The sequence below is a fragment of the Sulfitobacter sediminis genome, assembly GCF_040811725.1.
Taxonomy (GTDB): Bacteria; Pseudomonadota; Alphaproteobacteria; order Rhodobacterales; family Rhodobacteraceae; genus Sulfitobacter; species Sulfitobacter sediminis.
Genome location: NZ_JBFNXX010000001.1, coordinates 200,159 through 216,801, shown reverse-complemented (window position 1 = coordinate 216,801; position 16,643 = coordinate 200,159). Strand labels below are relative to the sequence as shown.

The following is a 16,643-nucleotide window of genomic DNA, read 5'->3' as shown; positions in this document are numbered from 1 at the left end:
TCTCCGAAAATCTATGCCGTGGCCGCCATGAGCGCCAGGTTGAATATCCCACGCGGATCGAACCGCGCCCTCAATCCCGCTGTCAGCTTCGCCACCCCCGGCGCCTCCGGCTGGAACACCCCCAGCCGTGCCTTGGTCTCCGCCGAGGCCCTCACAAGGGTCGCATGCCCGTCAAAGGCTCCCAGCCGCGCCCGCACATCCGTTCCTTCCGCGCAGCGCAACCAAACAAGGCCCCCCGCCCAGTCAAACAAATGCGCCATCGCCCCGGCCTTCGCCGCCAGCGCGGGCCCCTCGGACGGCTTGGCCGACACCCGCCAGACATCGCCCGCACTGCCATGAAACGCCGCCACATCCCGTTGCCTCTCCCAGAACGCACGCGAGGCTTCGGCCTCCAGCACCTCGATCTCCGGCACCTGCACCACGTCCTTCAACCGCCCGACACGATAGGCCACACTGTCCCCAAACCCCTCGACCCGCAGCACGGTCCGCCCGGACGCCGGATCATGCGCCACCCCGCTCACCTCGAAGGCCGAGCCCATCGCCCGCGCCATCGCCGCCACCGCATCCGCATCGTCCATCCCATGCAACACCAGCGAGGCTTCCGTCTCCGGCCGCGGCAGCACCTTGAACGACACCTCGCTCAACACGCCCAGCGTCCCGAACGACCCCGCCATCAGCTTCACCAGATCATAGCCGGTGACGTTCTTCATCACCCGCCCGCCGTTCTTCACGACGGTCCCCTGCCCATCGACAAACCGCACCCCCAGCAGGAAATCCCGTGCCCCGCCCACCGCAATCCGCCTTGGTCCGCTCACGTTGGCGGCGAACACCCCGCCAATCGTCGGGCTACCGTCACTCCCCACTAGCCCCCGGTGATCCACCGGCTCAAATGCCAGCCGCTGGTTCTCCTTCGCCAAAGCCTTCTCGATCTCCGCCACAGGCGTCCCCGCCTTGGCCACCATGGTCAGCGCCCCGGGCTCGTAAAGCGTCACCCCCGACAACCCCGCCACGGACAGGGGCGCGCCCTCCCCGGCAAAGCCACGGGTGTTCCCTCCACGCACCGACACGGGCCCCTGCGCCCCCGCCACGGCTTCGGCCAGTTCTTTCTCGCTTGAAATCTTCATATCTCTTTTTGGCCCCATAAAGTCCCGGAGGTTTGGAGGCAGCGCCTCCAAAGGCCCCTCAGGGGCCTCCTGCACCGCCTATTCCGCCGCCATCGCCCGGCCCCGGCGCGCATCCGAGGCCGCCAGCGGAAACACCTTCGCCGGGTTCAACAACCACGCGGGATCGAACACATCCTTAACCGCCATCTGCGCCTCCAAGTCCTCCGGCGCGTACTGCACATCCATCAGGTCACGCTTCTCGATCCCGACCCCATGCTCGCCGGTCAGACAGCCCCCCGCCTCGACACACAGCTTCAAGATCTCCGCCCCGAAGGCCTCGCAGGACTCCAGATCGCCCGGCTTGTTCGCATCGAACAGGATCAGCGGATGCATGTTCCCGTCGCCCGCATGGAACACGTTGCCCACCTTCAAACCGAACTCCTCCGACATCTCCCCGATCCGCCGCAACACCATCGGCAAGGAGCTCACCGGGATCGTCCCATCAAGACACATGTAATCGTTGATCTGCCCCATCGCGCCAAAGGCCGACTTGCGCCCCAGCCAGATCTTCGCACTCTCTTCCGCAGACTTGCTCTCGCGCAACTCCACCGGATCATGCCGCAAGGCGATCTGCTTGATCAGGTTCAGCTGGTGGTCGATCTCCGCATCCGAGCCTTCGACCTCCACGATCAGCAAAGCCTCGCACATCGGATAACCCGCCTTGGCAAAAGCCTCCGTCGCCTCGATGCAGGGCCGGTCCATGAATTCGATCGCCACGGGCAGCACCCCCGCCTTGATGATGTCCGACACGCAGGCCCCCGCGACCTCGTTGTCGTCGAACCCCATCAGCACCGGCCGCGCGCCCTCGGGCTTGGGCAGGATGCGCAGCGTCGCCTCCGTCACCACCCCCAACTGCCCTTCCGACCCGCAAATCAGCCCCAGCAGATCCAGCCCGCCCGCATCCAGATGCCCGCCGCCGATCTCGACGATCTCGCCATCCATCATCACCATGGTGACGCCCATCAAATTGTTCGTCGTCACCCCGTACTTCAGGCAATGCGCCCCGCCCGAGTTCATCGCGATATTGCCGGCAATGGCACAGGCCAGCTGCGACGACGGGTCCGGCGCATAAAAGAAACCATCCGCCTCCACAGCCCCCGTCACGCTCAGGTTCGTCCGCCCGGTCTGCACCCGGATCAGCCGGTTCTCGTAATCGGTCTCGATCACCTCGTTCATCCGGGCCACGCCAAGGATCACGCAATCCGCCGTCGGCAAAGCGCCACCGGCAAGCGAGGTGCCCGACCCACGCGGCACCACCGGCACGCCCTCCTCGTGGCAGATACGCAAAACCTCCGACACTTCTTGCGTCGAGGACGGCAACACCGCCACCATCGGCGGGCATTTGTAGGCGGTCAGCGCGTCGCATTCATAGGCCCGCGTCTCGCGCTCCTCGTGGATCACGGCATCTGCGGGCAGCACCTCCAGCAGACGCGCCACGACGCGCGCCTTGCGAGCGATGATGGCGCTGTTCGGTGTCGGCATCTCCATGGTGGACCTCCTCTGACCCCCAATTTGGTAAATTTATATTACCAATTATCCCCTCTGGCAACCGTCTTCGGTGCCGCGTAAGAGGATATCATGAACTTTCGCCTCAGCCTCGATCTCTTCGCGCCGCTGGATTTCGCCGCAATTGCCCTGCTCTTCGGCTGTTGGCTCCTGATCGGCTGGCGCATCGAGAGCGCCCGCTTTTCCGCCCTTTCCGTCTCGCGTATCATGGCGGATTACCGACGCGAATGGATGCAGCAGATGGTGACGCGCGAGCCACGGATCTTCGACGCGCAAACCATCGCGACCCTGCGGCAGGGCACGTCCTTTTTTGCCTCTACTAGCATGATTGCCCTGGGTGCGACGCTCGCGCTCATCGGCAACACCGAGACATTCGTTGATGTGGCCGAAGATATTACCCTTGTCACCGATCCCCCCGTCGTCTGGGAAATCAAGCTTCTGGTGATCGTCTTCTTCCTGACCAACGCCTTTCTGAAATTTGCCTGGTCGAACCGGCTCTTCGGCTATTGCTCGGTGATCATGGCCGCCGTCCCCAACGATCCGGCCGACCAAAAGGCCCCGCTCATGGCACGCAAAGCGGCCGAAGTGAATGTCACGGCCGCCCGCAGCTTCAACCGGGGCCTGCGGGCGATCTATTTCGCGCTCGCCTCCGTCGCGTGGCTCGGTGGGCCGCTTCTGCTTATCGCTGCGGCAATTTTGACACTCGTCGTGATCTGGCGGCGGGAATTCGCATCACAATCGCGTTCCATCCTCTTGGAAAAATAGTACAGTAATTTATATACCCCAGCATTGAAGTCCTTTTTCACCCCGCAATGGTCGGACCCATGTTCAAACGCATTTTCGCAGCAGCGGCGATCATTTCCGCCCCGGCATTCGCCGATCCCCCCAGCATCAGCGCGGTCAACGCACAGCAATCCGGCGGGCTCTGGCGGTTCGACGTCACGATCACCCATGGCGACACCGGATGGGATCACTATGCCGACGGCTGGCGCGTCCTCGACCCCCAGGGCAACGAGCTGGGCGTGCGCAACCTTGCCCATCCGCATGTTGACGAACAGCCCTTCACCCGCTCGCTCTCGGGCGTGCGTGTCCCCGATGGCGTGACCGAGGTCGATATTCAGGCGCGCGACAATGTCAGTGGCTGGGCGCCCACAAAACGGCGGGTCCAGCTCCGCTAGACCTTTCAGCCCCCGGAGAAGGGGTCGGACACAACGCCCACCAGCTGCAGCAACATCTCGCCGCCATCGCTTGCGGCAGCACCGGCAAAGGCAAGATCAATCGTCGCGACCGCATCGGATACGGTGCCACGGTCCCCGCGTTCAAAGCTTTGCATCACTTCCGATGCGGTCGTGACATCCGACATGCCCCTTATGGCGGCGTAATAGGTGCCGATGTCCGTCTTCGTCGCGAGGTATGCCCTATCGGCAAGTTGCAGGTCGATGAAATCCTGCGTGGCGCCCGCTGGCGGCGCGGCCGTGGCCCCGCGCAACACCTCGAGGATGAAGACATCCCGGCTGACCGCACCGCTGTCCAGCTGTGCCTGCCAGAAAGCAAGCCCTGCCGCATCGGCCGTACGGCCCAGCACGTTGGAGTAGACTTGCGTGGCGAAATCGAGGTTCGTCGCATCTGCGGGATAGGTCGCCCGGGTCTCGTCCTGATCGAGGAACAACGCGGCGATTTCTTCGAGCGATGTGCCATCGGCCAGGGCGTTGCCCCAGAAATACAGCCCCAATGCGTCGGGTGCGCGGTTGAAATAGGCGATATAGACCTCGATCAGCGTATCGAGATCATCGCTGCTCAACGCCGAAACTCCGTCGATCTTGTCGAGATTGATCTTTTCCGCGTTCGAGAATGCCAACCACTCGATCCTGTCTACACGGTCCGTGCCCTCCCCGGCTGTCTTGCGGTGGATGACCTCGACCGCCATGCCCGGCGCAAAGCGCAAGGTAAAGTCCTGAACGATCCCCTTGTATGCAGCGGTATCGATCCCGGTCCCGCCATCCAGCACATCGGCCCCGGCGCCGCCGACGATCAGATCGTCGCCGCCGCCCCCCGACACCGTGTCGTCGCCGCCAAGCCCCGCGAAAAACTCCGCTGCCGCCGTCCCGGTCAGCGCGTCACCCAGCGCGCCGCCCGTGTCGGCCCGCGATTCGGGCACCAGATCGCCAGCGATCCGCATCGTATCGATGTCGGAATTCCAGCCCAATTCACCCAGCAGGCCGCCTCCGGGAAGCCCCGTGAAGTCGACACGCATGACGGTGTAGAGATCGTCCAGCGCGGCTTGCCCCGCGAGGTTGACGATCCCCGAATAGGTGACAGCGATCGTGCCCGGCAATCCCTCGAAGCCCTCAGTCACCCGAAACGGAAAGCCGTTGTTCGAACTCGGTGTCGATCCGCCCAGCGGATCGGCGTCCATCGCGGTCGTAATGTCAAAGACAGAGCTTGCGGGCGCGAGATCGATCTCCAGCGATGCCAGCCGCCTGGTCGTCGTCAATTCGTGAACGTCGAAGCCGAAGAACATTTCGACATGCGTTCCGGTGGCACCGCCATTGGTAAAGGCATCCAACGCCTGCCAGGTCAGCTTTTCCTCCGTCCCGTCGCTATAGCGCGCCGTAACGAGGGCCCCCGCGAGGTCAATCCCGCGCGAAGAGGTGTCGTCGCGGATGCCAAGCGCGGTGACATGCGCGTCCTCGCTCAGTGCTGTGACCTCGATCGTTGGCATGGGGCCGGTTTTCTCTGCTCGTTCAGGCCGCTCACGGGTGCAAGCGGACGCCGATATTATTCTGCGGGCAAACGCACCAGGACGCCATGCCCAAGATACATCTTATAATTGCAATCCCTGCCAATGCTAGGGCCAAATCTGGAAACAGTGGATGGGTTGAAGCGCGACAATTCCTCGGCGCGGCGCCCGAACTACGCCCGGTGATACGGCCCCCCGGCCAGAATGCTCGCCGCGCGATAAAGCTGTTCGGCCAGCATCACCCGCACCAGCATGTGCGGCCAAACCATCTTGCCGAAACTCAAGCTGTGATCCGCCCGCGCCCGCAGGGCCGGGTCCACCCCGTCCGCCCCGCCGATCACGAAAGCCACGTCGCCGCGCCCCGTATCCCGCCACCCCCCCAGCCGTGCCGCGAAATCGGGCGATGTCTCGAACTTGCCACGCTCGTCCAGAACGCAGAAAAGCGCCCCCGTCGGGAGCGCCTTTTCAAGCAGTTCGGCTTCGGCGGCCATCCCGCCGCCCTTTTTGTCCTCGACTTCCACCACCCGCGAGGGCCCCAGCCCCAGCGCCCGGCCCGTGCGGTCAAAGCGCGTCAGGTAATCGTCGATCAGGTCCTTTTCTGGCCCTGCCCGCAAACGGCCGACCGCACAGATATGTACGCGCATCAACCGCCCTTCGCGTCAGGTCAGTTGGTGGATACCGCCGGTTCGGCCGCGTCCATCCACATCTTTTCCAGCTGATAGAACTCGCGCACCTCGGGCCGGAACACGTGGACGATCACATCGCCCGTGTCGATCAGCACCCAGTCACCGATATCCTTGCCCTCGACCCTCGGGGGCCGGCCGAACTCATCCTTGATGTTCTGCGCCAGCTTTTCCGAGATCGACGCAACCTGCCGCGTCGACCGACCCGAACAGATTACCATGAAATCGCCGATCTCCGTCTTGCCGCGCAGGTCGATCTGCACGATGTCTTCGGCTTTGTCATCTGTCAGGGATTTGAGGATGGATGCCAGAAGTTCTTCACTTGTGGCCGTATCGGATGCCGCTACCTGCGGCGTCGCGTTCTTCACAGGCGTACCTGCGTGCGTTTGGATTGCCAGGACCAAGTCCTCCTATATGGCGCGCCGCCAAACCCCGACGCCGGGATAGCTTAAGAGTAACAATCCCGGCGCTGCAATTCAATGACAAGGCGACGCGATGGGCCGTTACCAGCCCTATTCTGTGATGATATTGCCCTTTTTCGCGCCAAGCGCCGTCAGGGCATCACGTACGTCATCGACGAAACCACCGGGACCGCAGAGATAGAACTTCTGGTCAAAGTCGCTGATGTGCTTTTCCAGAAACGCCTTGTCGATCTGCCCGGTCTCCAGTGCGTCGCTCTCTTCGTCCGTCACGGTAAAGACGGTGCGCAGCCCCTGCATCGCCTCCCATTCGCCGCGCATGATGATGTCGGCCTCGGTCTTGTTCGAGAAAATCAGCGTGCAGCCCGCGATATCGTTTTCCCTCGCGCGGTTGCGCAGGATCGGGATAAACGGCGTGATCCCCGCGCCCGCCGCCAGGAACACGCCCGGCCCTTCGTCCCTAATCGCACCAAAGGGGCCCTCAAGCTCTGCCGTGGCACCCGCCTTGAGTGTGGCAAGCTGTTCGGTCACGCCATCGTGGTCCGGATAGCTTTTGATAACGAATTCCAGATCACTGTCATCGGGCTGCGAGGTAAAGGTAAAGGGACGCCCCTCGTCCTTCCAGCCTTCGATGTTCAGCGCGATCTCCGCCGCCTGTCCGGGCTCGAAATTCAGACCTTCCGGACGGCTGAAGATGTAGCGATTGGTGTCATGCGTCAGGGGCACGACATCTTTCAAAACGATTGTATCGGTCATGGTGTCTCCTTTGGACACCTAACGCCAAGGTCCAGACCCCGGTTCCCCGTTTCCGCTTAGCCCTGCTGCGACAACAGCGCGCGCCAGCCCGCGTCAATCCGCTCCAGCGCCGCGATATCCACTGCCTCGGAATCGTTGACATACCGCCCGTCCGGCGTCTCGTAGCCCAGCGCATCCTCTTTCGCCCGCAGCCTGCGATACCGCTGCCGGTCCAGGTCCAGCGTATGCCGCCACCGCTTGACGTCACGGGGCGCGCAGCGCGGGAACATCAACGAGGACTCGTCCTCCGACAGGTTCACGCAGGCACATCCCCGCTCTGCCGCGATCAGCGCCAGCCGCGCCGATTTCGCCCCCAGATCACGCAGCGATATATCCTCGCGCAGCGGATCGGGCGCGCCTTTCCCGTAGAAATGCGTCGGCCCCTTCTTGGGATAGACCATGTCGCAGCCCATGAACGCCATCACCCGCGGCTCCAGCGCGGCCAGCGCCCAGTAGGCCGTGGTATAGGCCATCGTCGCCCCGGCATGGATGAACCCGCCAAAGAGGTTCTGCGCAGGCACGAACTCGTCCGCCTCGACCACCCGCTGCCCGCCGGCCAGCGCTTCGGGTCTGCGGTCTTCGGGAAAATCCTCGGGATAAACCAGCACGTCCCAGTCCGGCCGCACCCGCCAGGCGTTGTTCATCACGACGATCAGGTCGAACCAGTCGCGCGGCCAGTCCGCCGCCGCCACCACGTTCGGCCCACTGCCGAGGATCAGAATTGCCGGTCTGGTCTGTGTCATCTGCCCGCCCTTTGCTGCGCCAGAACTAGGCCGTGCAGGGCACCGGGCAAGTCACTCCCCCGCCGGTACCGCGCCCTTGTCGAGCTTCAGCTTGCTGTCCTCCAGCAAAAGCACCTCGCGCTGCGGGAAGGGGATCGAGATGCCGTGCTCCTTGAACGTATCCCAAAGCGCCAGATAGACATGCCCCCGGATATTGGTCAGCCCGCCCGTCGGGTCCTTGATCCAGAACCGCAGGATGTAATCGACCGAACTGTCGCCGAAGCCCACGATATGGCAAACCGGCGGCTTGAAACTCAGCACCCGGTCCACCCCGTTCGCCGCCTCTACCGCCAGCTTGCGCACCTGGTGCGGATCGTCGCTGTAGGCGGTGCCGAAATAGATATCGAGCCGCACGAACTCGTTGGAATGGGACCAGTTGACCACCTGGCCCGTAATCAGGTCCTCGTTCGGGATGAGGTATTCCTTGCCGTCCCGCGTGACGACCGAGGCATAGCGCGCGCCCAGCGTCTGGATCCATCCGAAGGTATCGCCCAGCGAAATGACGTCCCCCGGCTTGATCGACTTGTCCAAGAGGATGATCACCCCCGACACAAGGTTCGACACCACCTTCTGCAAACCGAAACCGAGGCCCACCCCGATGGCACCGGACAGAACCGCCAGGCCTGTCAGGTCGATCCCGACCGCCTTGACGCCCATGAAAAAGGCAAAACCGTAAAGCCCCAGCTGTACCGCCTTGACCGCAAGCACCTGCATCGACGGGCTGATTTCGTCGTTGCGCCGGATCGTGCTGGCCGTGGCCTGGCTGATGAGCCGCGCAAGCGTCATCAGCACGCCGATCACCACCAGAGCCGTAATCAGCGACAAAAGCGAAAGCCTGAAATCGCCCACCGCCAGCGCAATTCCGTCGAGGAAGGCCGCCACCTCGTCCGAGACATTGAGCAGATAGAGCGTCGCGTAAATCCACAGCGCCCAGGTCACAATGCGCCGCAATGGCCGGTTCCGGACTAGCCGCGTGGCAAAGGCGATGCCGACCCAGACCGCCGCCAGCGTCGCTGCCAGCCCGATGAGATAGGACCGCGACGGCCAGGTGATGTTCTGCATCACCGCGTAGACGACCCAGGCCAGGAACGCGAACCACAACAGCCCAAGATGCCGCTTGATCTGCACGATCCCGCGCAGCTGCCATTTTTCCCAGCCTTCGCGTGACCTGACCCACCGCTGCAACAGATCGCCAGTGCTGCGATGCAAAAGCCAGGCGACAATGATCAACCCGATCACGATCAGCACCTGGTTCTGCCGCCATCCTGGGGTGATCACACCCGACAGGAAGGCCAGCGCGCTCGTCCAGAAGCCCTCGAGTGTCACAAGGAATTCGGCAAAAGGATCGGTGGCCTGGTCCATCGCTGCTCCGCTGTTTGCAGAATCGTCGCATGATTGGTCCAGCCCCGCAAGACAAAGCGCTGTGTCCCGCGATTGCCAGAGAATTCCCACAAGTGGCCACGATCAGATCACATTCCGGGCCCATGTTGACCGCAACGAAAAGACCGGAGATCACCGCATGCACCGCCTCGTTCTGGGCACCTATCGCACCTGTTCCCTGATCCAGGGCGGCTATCAGCTTGTTCTAGCACTGGCGGTCTTCGCCATAATCGCCGCGCTGCCGGTACAGGGCTCCGTGCCGATTACGCTGACCTTTGCGATCATAGGTCTGCTGACCGGCCTTTTCCTGCTGGTGCCCCGAGTGCAGCCTCCGCTGATCCGCGCGCCGCAAGGATTCCTGCACGGGCTTGGCGCGATGTTTTTCTGCAATACCTTCGCGGTCATCGGCATCTTCACCGGCTATGTGGCCGTCATTTCCCTCGGGCTGGAAGAGCCCCTCTCGCGCGATCTGGCGATGCTGACCGCGCTGCCGACGAGCCTGATGACCGGGCTCATGTGGTTGGCCGCATTGCTGCTGATCTTCGTGCCTCCTACGGAACCGCCCGCTGAAGGGCCTTCGGAACCGACCGCGCCGCAGCATGACCTGAACGATCTGCGCACGTCCCGCATGGCCTGAGACGCTTGCAGCAAGGCCCGCGGGGGTGTATTCCACCCGCATGACTCGGATGATCGACAAGACCGATCGCGCCCGCCTGCGCGAACGCTTCTTCGGCGCCACGCACACCGTGCTGGCACGCCTATAAACGGCCGCCGCTGCTCGGGCGGCTTTTCGCGTTTCTTCAAACACCATCAAACATCACGGGAGAGGACCAATGTCCCCCAAGACACTCTATGATAAAATCTGGGACGCCCATGTCGCCCACGAGGCCGAGGACGGCACCTGCCTGCTCTATATCGACCGCCACCTCGTCCACGAGGTAACCTCGCCACAGGCCTTCGAAGGCCTGCGCATGGCAGGCCGCAAGGTGCGCCGACCCGACCAGACCATCGCCGTGCCGGATCACAACGTCCCCACCACGGCGGGCCGCGAAGACCCCAAGAACATGACCGAGGATTCAGCGATCCAGGTCGCCGCCCTCGACAAGAACGCCAAGGACTTCGGCATCCACTACTACCCCGTCTCCGACGTCCGGCAGGGCATCGTCCACATCGTCGGACCCGAGCAGGGCTGGACCCTGCCGGGCATGACCGTGGTCTGCGGTGACAGCCACACGGCGACGCACGGCGCCTTCGGCGCGCTTGCCCACGGCATCGGCACCTCCGAGGTGGAGCACGTTCTGGCCACGCAAACGCTGATCCAGAAGAAATCCAAGAACATGAAGGTCGAGATCACCGGCAAGCTGCGCCCCGGTGTCACCGCCAAGGACATCACCCTGTCGGTCATCGGCGCCACCGGCACCGCAGGCGGCACCGGCTACGTCATCGAATACTGCGGCGAAGCCATCCGTGACCTGTCGATGGAAGGCCGCATGACCGTCTGCAACATGGCCATCGAGGGCGGCGCACGCGCGGGGCTGATCGCGCCCGACGAAAAGACCTTTGAATACTGCAAAGGTCGCCCCCACGCCCCCAAGGGCGCGCAGTGGGAGGCCGCGATGGACTGGTGGAAGACGCTCTACTCCGACGACGACGCGCACTGGGACAAGGTGATCACCCTCAAGGGCGAAGACATCGCCCCCGTCGTCACCTGGGGCACCTCGCCCGAGGACGTACTGCCGATCACCGCAAGCGTCCCCGCCCCCGAGGACTTCAAGGGCGGCAAGGTCGACGCCGCGCGCCGCTCGCTCGACTACATGGGCCTGACCGCAGGAACCCCGCTGAAGGACGTCGAGATCGACACCGTCTTCATCGGCTCCTGCACCAACGGCCGGATCGAGGATTTGCGCGCCGCCGCCGAGATCCTCAAGGGCAAGAAGATCGCCGTGAAACGCGCCATGGTCGTGCCGGGCTCGGGCCTCGTCAGGGCGCAGGCCGAGGAAGAGGGTCTTGCCGACATCTTCAAGGAGGCCGGTTTCGAATGGCGTCTCGCGGGCTGCTCCATGTGCCTTGCGATGAACCCCGACCAACTGCAACCGGGCGAGCGCTGTGCCGCCACCTCCAACCGCAACTTCGAGGGCCGTCAGGGCCGGGGCGGACGCACCCACCTGATGTCCCCCGCCATGGCGGCGGCAGCGGCGATCACCGGCAAGCTGACGGACGTGCGGGAGCTGATGTGACCCCCGCCTCCTCGCTCTCCTGCGGAGGCTCCTCGGAGCCTCCGGCGAAAGGGCAAGGAGCCGTTTTCTGCCTCAGAGATGTACGGGGGGTGTACAGAAGGTGTACGCAAGGTGCCCCCCTCCCTCGCTCCAACCACACACCACATCTTGTGGTCCGAAATTAGGAGTTCATTAACATGGACAAGTTCGAAACCCTCACCGGGATCGCGGCACCGCTGCCGCTGATCAACATCGACACCGACATGATCATCCCGAAACAGTTCCTCAAAACCATCAAGCGCTCCGGCCTTGGCGTGAACCTCTTTGACGAGATGCGCTATGACGACGACGGCAAGGAAAACCCCGACTTCGTGCTGAACAAGCCGCAGTACCGCGACGCCGAAATCCTTGTCGCGGGCGACAACTTCGGCTGCGGCTCCTCGCGCGAACACGCGCCCTGGGCGATTAAGGACTTCGGCATCCGCTGCGTCATCGCGCCCTCGTTCGCGGACATCTTCTTCAACAACTGCTTCAAGAACGGCATCCTGCCTATCGCCCTGCCGCAGGAGCAGGTGGACGTGCTGATGAAGGATGCCGAGAAGGGGGCGAATGCCCGGATGACCGTCGACCTTGAGGCCCAGACCGTCACTTCATCGGATGGCGAGGTCTTCTCTTTCGACGTCGATCCCTTCAAGAAGCATTGCCTGATGAACGGTCTCGACGACATCGGACTGACCATGGAAAAGGCCGCCGCCATCGATACATTCGAGGCACAGGCCGCCCAGAGCCGTCCCTGGGTGTGAACAATCCTAAACCTTTCAACGCGAGTGTTTCTCAGCGTCTGAATAAACCTTGTGGGCGCTTTATCAGTGCCCACAAGATGTGCTAAGGTGCCTATTTCCTGACCAAAAATAGATGCAAGAACGCACCACTCCCTCCCTCAAATCGCCACAAGTTTTATCTTCTATTAACCAGTGACTTGAGCACTTGGGCGAAAGAAGGCACAAATTGGGCAGAAATGAGGCAGGCCCCCGAAACCCACGGGGGCAACAAGTTGGAACAAGCACGCGGCAACGCATCGCGGCTGGCCAGTTTGGAAGGGTAATGACGTGATTGCACGTATGACAGGCGCGGCTGTGCGCGGTCTATTGGTGGCGTTGACGATTGCCACACCGGCGCTTCTGCTGCCGGGGATCGCCGCTGATTCCAGCCAGATCACCGTCCTGATCGCCCTGCTTGCGGGTTTTCTCACCTTTACCGAGTACAATTCCAACTTTCCTTCCATTGTCGAATTCCGCGACGCGCCGCCTTTCAACCGCTTGCGCTTTGCTTCGCTTTTTCTGACTTTCCTGATGCTCAGCGCGATCCTGCGCGGCCACGCCGAACCCTCCAGCGTGACCGACGGGCTGACCTCGCTCGGCATGATCCTCGGCAAAACACTGGATTTCCCCTTCTCGCCGGTGCGCCTGATCGTGCTGATGCTGCCCGCGACCTCCGATACCGCATTGGTCGAAACCGTACGGCTCTCCGCCGCCATCGCCTACCTGCTGTCCGTGATCAGCATCGTGACCTTTTTCGTGCTTGTGCGCTTTCTCAGCTGGCCCGCCCGCCGCGGGGCTTTCAACGTCTGGGTGAACCTGCCGCTCTTTGACCCGACGGCTGGCGGCGACGTGCTGGAGCGTTTGCAGCGCGACGCGCGGCTCAACATCGTGCTCGGCTTTCTGTTGCCCTTCATCGTGCCCGCTGTGGTCAAGATGGCCAGTGGCCTGATAAACCCGATGTCACTGGACAATCCGCAGACCATAATCTGGACACTCACCGCATGGGCCTTCCTTCCCGCAAGCATGATCATGCGCGGCATCGCCATGGCCCGTGTCGCCGAGATGATCGAGGACAAGCGCCGCCGTACCTACGCCGAGGCGCACGCCGAAGACAGTTTTCAAGCCGCCTGATCGCCTTCGTATTCTGGCTGCTGATCGCGCCCTTCTGCGCGGCGGACACGCTCAAGGTTGCCACCTTCAACACCGAACTCTTCCGGGATGGGCCCGGCCTTCTTTTGCGCGATATCCAGCGCGGGGAAGATCCGCAGGTGCGCGCCGTGGTGGGGCAGATCGCGGCACTTGCACCGGATGTCATCGCCCTGCAGGGCATCGACTTCGATCTCGAAAACCGCGCGCTGGTCGCTCTGGCCGGGGCACTGGAGCAAGCGGGAGTTTCCTATCCCTACCGTTTCGCCGCGCCGCCCAATGCTGGCCGGGCGACAGAGGTCGACCTGGACGGCGACGGAACCCTCGGTGGCCCAGGCGATGCGCAGGGGTACGGGCGGTTCTTCGGACAAGGCAGCATGGCACTGCTTTCCCACTTCCCGATCGTCACCGACAAGGTCGAGGATTTCTCATCCCTTCTCTGGCGCGACCTGCCCGACGCGCTGCTGCCGGAAAGGAACGGCGCGCCCTTTCCCAGCGCCGAGTCGCTGGCGGTGCAGCGCCTGTCCTCTCACGGGCATTGGGTGGTGCCGATCGAGCATCCCGAAATAGGCCGTATCCACCTGCTGACCTACCACGCCTCACCGCCCGTTTTCGACGGCCCCGAAGACCGCAACGGCAGGCGCAACCACGATGAGACAGCCTTCTGGTCGCACTACTTGGGCGGCACCTTCGGGACACCCCCGCCCGGCCGTTTCGTCCTGCTGGGCGACGCGAATCTCGATCCGGACAGGGGCGATGGGCTCCGTAGCGCGATCCAAGGCCTCGTGGCCGACCCGCGCCTGCAGGACCCTCTTCCGGGACAGCCGACCGTGGACTGGCCTCAGACCGGGCCGATGCGCGTGGACTACGTGCTGCCTTCTGCAGATTGGACAGTATCGGACGCCGGGATCGCCCCCATCGACCCCGCCGCAAGCCGGCATGCGCTGGTCTGGGTCACGCTGGCGCGCTAGCCGTTCTTGACCCTTCCCCACCGTCACGCTACGCCCCTCGAAACATCCAATCTCAAGGAGTGCCCCATGGCCAACCCGACCCTTCTCATCCTGCCCGGCGACGGCATCGGCCCCGAGGTGATGGACCAGGTCAAGCGCGTGATCGACTGGTTCGGCGACAAGCGCGGACTTGCCTTCGACGTGGAAGAAGACCTCGTGGGCGGCGCCGCCTACGACGCGCATGGCACGCCCCTGCACGACGACACGATGAAGAAAGCGCTCAAGGCCGACGCGGTGCTGCTGGGTGCGGTCGGCGGACCCAAGTACGACAACCTCGATTTCAGCGTGAAGCCCGAGCGTGGCCTCCTGCGCCTGCGCAAGGAGATGGACCTCTATTCCAACCTGCGCCCCGCTCAGTGCTTTGACGCGCTCGCGGATTTCTCGTCGCTCAAGAAAGACGTCGTCGCGGGGCTCGACATCATGATCGTCCGCGAACTGACCTCTGGCGTCTATTTCGGTGAGCCGCGCGGTATCTTCGAGGAAGGCAATGAACGCGTGGGCATCAACACCCAGCGCTACACCGAGGGCGAGATCGACCGCGTGGCGCGGTCGGCCTTTGAACTCGCTCGCCGTCGCAACAACAAGGTCTGCTCGATGGAGAAGGCCAACGTGATGGAATCGGGCATCCTCTGGCGCGAGGTGGTTCAGAAGGTCCACGACGAGGATTACCCGGATGTGGAGCTGAGCCACATGTACGCCGACAATGGCGCGATGCAGCTGGTCCGAGCGCCCAAGCAGTTCGACGTGATCCTGACCGACAACCTCTTTGGCGACATCCTGTCGGATTGTGCCGCGATGCTCACCGGCTCGCTTGGCATGCTGCCCTCCGCGTCGCTTGGTGCACCCAATGCCGACGGCCGCCCCAAGGCGCTTTACGAACCCGTCCACGGCTCCGCCCCCGACATCGCGGGTCAGGGCAAGGCGAACCCCATCGCCTGTGTCCTGAGCTTTGCCATGGCGCTGCGCTATTCCTTCGATCAGGGGGACGAGGCGACTCGGCTTGAGCAGGCCATCGAGAAAGTGCTGGCCGATGGTGCGCGCACCGCTGACTTGATGGGGCCCGAGGGTGGTACGCCGATCAGCACGGTCGAGATGGGCGACGCGATCCTTTCGGCACTTGACGCCTCGCTCTGATGCCACTTGCCAAACGCGCCGCGTTTGCCTAAACGCAGCGCATCGGTCGGGCTGTAGCGCAGCCTGGTAGCGCACCTGCTTCGGGAGCAGGGGGTCGGAGGTTCGAATCCTCTCAGCCCGACCAGTTTTCCACAGATTATTTTCAGTGGTTCCAAACCTCTCTTGGAACGCCTTCGCGACCTGTGCGATTCACACCCTGATTGAGTCCGGGTTGACCGATGCTACGCATCGCGTGACTGTCTGGTTCTGTAGGTTTGCCGTCTTTACTCCAGCCTTATGAAATTGCTCAGACCAAGCCTTGCCCACGTCTCTGATTACGCCGCGGCTCTGCGAAAAGGCTGGTCGCCCGACAACTTGCGCCCCGAGGCAGCGCAGGAACAAATCATAAGTTTCGAAGAGAACGCAGCATCATTCGTGGCAAAGCTGGATGACCCTACCGCAAGAGGCGGGCCAGTCACTTTGCCTGATGGCTCAAAAGTGCCGCGCTTGCCGAGTATTCGTCGATGGATATGGGACGACGAATTTTGTGGCCACATAGGTTTGAGATGGATGCCAGGGACGGAAGAACTGCCGCCCACTTGCTCAGGTCACATCGGATACGCAGTAGTACCATGGCGGCAGGGAGAGGGACTGGCATCAGCCGCGCTTGTGGCGATTCTTCCCGAGGCGAAAGCAGTCGGTTTGGCGTATGTCGATATCACGACCAGTCCTGACAATCCCGCTTCTGTGCGGGTCATCGAGAAAGCAGGGGGCAAACTGGTAAGAACCTACTTCGCCGAAAAGGCCCTTGGTGGGCACGAAACGATGCAGTTCAGAATTTCGCTTATACCACAGGCGGCTTCCTGAGA

General features: G+C 62.9%; 18 protein-coding genes and 1 tRNA gene. 11 read left to right on the top strand and 8 right to left on the bottom strand.

Annotated features, from left to right (window positions below):
* Positions 1-11: 11 nt before the first annotated feature.
* Complete coding sequence (locus AB2B41_RS01045) at positions 12-1,124, bottom strand: FAD-binding protein (protein WP_367875874.1); 1,113 nt, start codon at positions 1,122-1,124, stop codon at positions 12-14.
* A gap of 78 nt (positions 1,125-1,202) precedes the next feature.
* The gene (locus AB2B41_RS01040; protein WP_367875873.1) at positions 1,203-2,651 is read right to left on the bottom strand and encodes an FAD-linked oxidase C-terminal domain-containing protein; all 1,449 of its coding nucleotides are present in this window, start codon (positions 2,649-2,651) and stop codon (positions 1,203-1,205) included.
* 90 nt (positions 2,652-2,741) lie between these two features.
* Here AB2B41_RS01040 and AB2B41_RS01035 point away from each other — a divergent pair, with 90 nt between their 5' ends.
* Together AB2B41_RS01035 and AB2B41_RS01030 are read left to right on the top strand one after the other, a co-directional pair.
* Entirely contained in the window at positions 2,742-3,434 is a 693-nt protein-coding gene (locus AB2B41_RS01035; RefSeq protein WP_367875872.1) for a DUF599 domain-containing protein, read from the top strand.
* A gap of 59 nt (positions 3,435-3,493) precedes the next feature.
* On the top strand, positions 3,494-3,847 hold the full coding sequence (locus AB2B41_RS01030; protein ID WP_367875871.1) for a hypothetical protein: 354 nt from the start codon (positions 3,494-3,496) through the stop codon (positions 3,845-3,847).
* 5 nt (positions 3,848-3,852) lie between these two features.
* Here AB2B41_RS01030 and AB2B41_RS01025 read toward each other — a convergent pair whose 3' ends face one another.
* From AB2B41_RS01025 to AB2B41_RS01000, 6 genes are all read right to left on the bottom strand, one after another.
* Complete coding sequence (locus AB2B41_RS01025; RefSeq protein WP_367875870.1) at positions 3,853-5,391, bottom strand: DUF4214 domain-containing protein; 1,539 nt, start codon at positions 5,389-5,391, stop codon at positions 3,853-3,855.
* A gap of 191 nt (positions 5,392-5,582) precedes the next feature.
* Positions 5,583-6,053, bottom strand: coding sequence for a 23S rRNA (pseudouridine(1915)-N(3))-methyltransferase RlmH (gene rlmH, locus AB2B41_RS01020; RefSeq protein WP_367875869.1), 471 nt, complete (start codon positions 6,051-6,053; stop codon positions 5,583-5,585).
* Between the two features lie 20 nt (positions 6,054-6,073).
* Entirely contained in the window at positions 6,074-6,460 is a 387-nt protein-coding gene (gene rsfS / locus AB2B41_RS01015) for a ribosome silencing factor (RefSeq protein WP_367875868.1), read from the bottom strand.
* Between the two features lie 144 nt (positions 6,461-6,604).
* The gene (locus AB2B41_RS01010) at positions 6,605-7,267 is read right to left on the bottom strand and encodes an FAD-binding oxidoreductase (RefSeq protein ID WP_367875867.1); all 663 of its coding nucleotides are present in this window, start codon (positions 7,265-7,267) and stop codon (positions 6,605-6,607) included.
* A gap of 56 nt (positions 7,268-7,323) precedes the next feature.
* Positions 7,324-8,049: a hypothetical protein gene (locus tag AB2B41_RS01005; protein WP_367875866.1), complete on the bottom strand. Its 726-nt coding sequence runs from the start codon at positions 8,047-8,049 to the stop codon at positions 7,324-7,326.
* 51 nt (positions 8,050-8,100) lie between these two features.
* A complete protein-coding gene (locus AB2B41_RS01000) occupies positions 8,101-9,450 on the bottom strand; it encodes a mechanosensitive ion channel family protein (RefSeq protein WP_367875865.1) in 1,350 nt (449 codons plus the stop codon).
* Between the two features lie 157 nt (positions 9,451-9,607).
* Here AB2B41_RS01000 and AB2B41_RS00995 point away from each other — a divergent pair, with 157 nt between their 5' ends.
* From AB2B41_RS00995 to AB2B41_RS00955, 9 genes are all read left to right on the top strand, one after another.
* Positions 9,608-10,105, top strand: coding sequence for a hypothetical protein (locus AB2B41_RS00995; protein ID WP_367875864.1), 498 nt, complete (start codon positions 9,608-9,610; stop codon positions 10,103-10,105).
* A gap of 25 nt (positions 10,106-10,130) precedes the next feature.
* Positions 10,131-10,232, top strand: a complete 102-nt coding sequence (locus AB2B41_RS00990) for an isopropylmalate isomerase (RefSeq protein ID WP_367875863.1) — start codon at positions 10,131-10,133, stop codon at positions 10,230-10,232.
* A gap of 69 nt (positions 10,233-10,301) precedes the next feature.
* Positions 10,302-11,705: a 3-isopropylmalate dehydratase large subunit gene (leuC, locus tag AB2B41_RS00985; RefSeq protein ID WP_367875862.1), complete on the top strand. Its 1,404-nt coding sequence runs from the start codon at positions 10,302-10,304 to the stop codon at positions 11,703-11,705.
* 176 nt (positions 11,706-11,881) lie between these two features.
* Positions 11,882-12,487, top strand: coding sequence for a 3-isopropylmalate dehydratase small subunit (leuD, locus tag AB2B41_RS00980; protein ID WP_367875860.1), 606 nt, complete (start codon positions 11,882-11,884; stop codon positions 12,485-12,487).
* A 306-nt stretch (positions 12,488-12,793) separates the two neighbouring features.
* The gene (locus AB2B41_RS00975) at positions 12,794-13,636 is read left to right on the top strand and encodes a hypothetical protein (protein WP_367875859.1); all 843 of its coding nucleotides are present in this window, start codon (positions 12,794-12,796) and stop codon (positions 13,634-13,636) included.
* The gene (locus tag AB2B41_RS00970; RefSeq protein WP_367876165.1) at positions 13,633-14,622 is read left to right on the top strand and encodes an endonuclease/exonuclease/phosphatase family protein; all 990 of its coding nucleotides are present in this window, start codon (positions 13,633-13,635) and stop codon (positions 14,620-14,622) included. The genes AB2B41_RS00975 and AB2B41_RS00970 overlap by 4 nt, the downstream gene beginning before the upstream one ends.
* 66 nt (positions 14,623-14,688) lie before the next feature.
* Positions 14,689-15,795 carry a 3-isopropylmalate dehydrogenase gene (gene leuB / locus AB2B41_RS00965; RefSeq protein WP_367875858.1) on the top strand — a complete coding sequence of 369 codons (1,107 nt, stop codon included), beginning with the start codon at positions 14,689-14,691 and terminating at the stop codon, positions 15,793-15,795.
* 47 nt (positions 15,796-15,842) lie between these two features.
* Positions 15,843-15,919, top strand: a tRNA-Pro gene (locus AB2B41_RS00960).
* Positions 15,920-16,071: 152 nt separating this feature from the next.
* Positions 16,072-16,641 carry a GNAT family N-acetyltransferase gene (locus AB2B41_RS00955; protein WP_367875857.1) on the top strand — a complete coding sequence of 190 codons (570 nt, stop codon included), beginning with the start codon at positions 16,072-16,074 and terminating at the stop codon, positions 16,639-16,641.
* Positions 16,642-16,643: the final 2 nt, after the last annotated feature.